Consider the following 2,544-nt stretch of genomic DNA (forward strand, 5'->3'; position numbering starts at 1 on the left):
TCTAAAGATTGCCATGGTGTGAATGTCAAGCCCCTGCCCACAGCGGGTGCTAACACAACATGGGCATCGCCGCCTGCCGCCTTACCAGTTGCTCTGGATCTTGCGCCGGCCTTCCTGCGGGAACGCGGGCTTTTGCGGCACGTAAGCACCGGGCTGCGGCTTGGGCGCAGCCGTGCTGCCTGCAGCGGCAGCGCCACCCCCAGCGCTGGCACCCGCCCCTGGCGCTGCAGCGCCGGCCTGGCTCAGCCAGGTCACCACTTCCGAGCGGTCGGCACGGGTGGCAAAGTCGCTCGCCGTCAGTCCCTGCTGGTTTTTCAGCCTGGGGTCGGCGCCTTCCTTGATCAGCAGTTGCACGGCGCTGCGCGTGCCGTACTGGGCGGCCATCATCAACGGCGTGGTGCCATTGGGCGATGCGGCATCGATGTAGGCATGGTGCTCCAGCAGCAGCGCCACCATCTGCAGGTCGGAGCCGTCTTCGCTGGGGGCGGAGACGGCATAGTGCAGCGGCGTCCAGCCCTCGCGGTTCACATCGGCGCCCCGGGCAATCAAGGCCTTGGCCAGATCGACCTGACCCTTGATGGCGGCCATCATCAGCGGTGTCTCGCCCTTGGCATTGGCCAGGTTCACGTTGGTGGTCGGCAGCGCAATCATGCCCTTGGCCGCGCGGTAGGAGTCGAGCTTGAAGGCCTGGGTCAGGCCCGTCTCGCCCTTTTCGCTCACGGTGTTGGGGTCAAAGCCGCGCTGCACCAGCGCCTCGATGCCCTTGGCGTCATCGCGGATGATACGGGTGAAGAAGTCGTCATACGAGCCCGCTTGCGCGGCCGCGCAGGCGAGCCACAGGGCCGCCGCGCAGGCCGCTCGAAGCACAGACAAAGAACCAGGTGTAGCAGGCAGCTTCATGACAGCACTCCGCTGAAGAGTCGATCGAAATTGCGGTTGGTGGCCTCGGCCACCGCTTCCACGCTGGTGCCGCGCACCTGCGCAATCTGCGCGGCCACATGCGGCACATAGGCGGGCGTATTGGTCTTGCCGCGAAACGGCACCGGCGCCAGATAAGGGCTGTCGGTCTCGATCAGCAGCCGGTCCTCAGGCACAAAGGCGGCGACATCGCGCAGATCCTGCGCCTTTTTGAAAGTGATGATGCCGGAAAACGAGATGTAAAAACCCAGGTCCAGCGCCGCGCGGGCGACTTCCATGCTCTCGGTAAAGCAGTGGAACACGCCGCCTGCGGCATTGGCGCCACCGGTCTCGCCCTCTTCGCGCAGCAGACGCAAGGTGTCATCCGATGCGCTGCGGGTGTGGATCACCAGCGGCTTGCGCACCTGCTGGGCCGCGCGGATATGGGTGCGAAAGCGCTCGCGCTGCCACTCGAGATCAGCCACCGTGCGGCCGCCCTTGCGGTCTTCCATGCCGTAGTAGTCCAGGCCTGTCTCGCCAATGGCCACGACGCGCGGCAGCGCCGCGCGCTCGACCAGGTCCTGCACGCTGGGCTCGGTCAGCCCTTCGGTATCGGGGTGCACACCCACGCTGCACCAGAAGTTGTCATAGCGCATCGCCAGCGCATGCACGTCGGGAAACTCCTCCATCGTGCAGCTGATGCACAGCGCGCGGGTCACCCGCGCCTCGTCCATCTTGGCGCGGATGGCTGGCAGGTCCTGGACAAGCTCGGGAAAGTTGAGGTGGCAGTGGGAGTCGGTGAACATCAATCGTCTACGCTGCAGACGAACAAAGCGCCGCAGTCCAAATACAAAGAACTGCTGCCATTGTCCGCGCTCCGGCTGCTCCGCCGGTCGCCACCACCGTAAAACCCTGTCAGCCCGGCTAAGAAATGCGGGTGGGACAGGGTCCAAATTGGGCGTTTAGATGGTTTGCGTGGCGCGGTCGGCCTGCAAGGCCGTGCCCAAGATCTGTTCAATCTTGTAACGCAGCTCATCCGTCTTGGGGTCTTTGGGAAAGCGCACGCCAATGCCCTGGGTGCGGTTGCCACCGGCGCCTGCCGGCGTCACCCAGCCTACTTTGCCGGCAATGGGGTAGCGCTGCGGATCCTGGGGCAAGGTCAGCAGCAGGTAGACATCGTCGCCCAGTGCATAGTCCTTGGGCGTGGGGACAAAGATGCCCCCTTCCTTGAACAAGGGGATGTAGGCGGCATAGAGCGCGGCCTTTTCCTTGATGGCCAATTGCAGCACGCTGGGGCGAGCGCTGGCCGTGCCCGGTGCGGGGGTAGGACTGTTCATAGATTCCAAGGATAACCAAATTTTGCTGCCTATTTCCAGATGCCAGCGCAAACACAGGCCACTTCAGCGGCCTGTTACACCGGCAGATGGGCCCGGCTCAGCGCCGCGACTGCAGCACGCTGGCCGCCTGTGCGACCAGCGCTTCGAGCATCAGCCCCTGGTTGAAGGGGTGCGCCGCCGTGCGCATCGACTGCGCCAAGGCCTTGCTCCAGCGCGCCAGCACCGCCAGCGCCGGCGGCGCGGGCAGATCGGCCGCATCAAAAAACCGTGGCGCAGCCCCCACACGCAGCATCAGCAGATCATGGCAGAG

General features: G+C 64.9%; 3 protein-coding genes and 1 pseudogene. All 4 read right to left on the reverse strand.

Translation table 11 applies throughout. The features are described 5' to 3' along the window. Window positions 1-81 precede the first annotated feature (81 nt). Window positions 82-867: an ankyrin repeat domain-containing protein gene (locus H928_RS28765; protein ID WP_306729955.1), complete on the reverse strand. Its 786-nt coding sequence runs from the start codon at window positions 865-867 to the stop codon at window positions 82-84. A gap of 29 nt (window positions 868-896) precedes the next feature. Further along, the gene (locus H928_RS0118695) at window positions 897-1,703 is read right to left on the reverse strand and encodes a TatD family hydrolase (RefSeq protein ID WP_021027878.1); all 807 of its coding nucleotides are present in this window, start codon (window positions 1,701-1,703) and stop codon (window positions 897-899) included. Between the two features lie 156 nt (window positions 1,704-1,859). Then, window positions 1,860-2,234 carry a PilZ domain-containing protein gene (locus tag H928_RS0118700; RefSeq protein ID WP_021027879.1) on the reverse strand — a complete coding sequence of 125 codons (375 nt, stop codon included), beginning with the start codon at window positions 2,232-2,234 and terminating at the stop codon, window positions 1,860-1,862. A 97-nt stretch (window positions 2,235-2,331) separates the two neighbouring features. Beyond that, window positions 2,332-2,544, reverse strand: a pseudogene (locus H928_RS0118705) (DNA polymerase III subunit delta'); the annotation flags it as partial.

The organism is Comamonas sp. B-9 (assembly GCF_000410635.1).
Taxonomy (GTDB): Bacteria; Pseudomonadota; Gammaproteobacteria; order Burkholderiales; family Burkholderiaceae_C; genus Comamonas.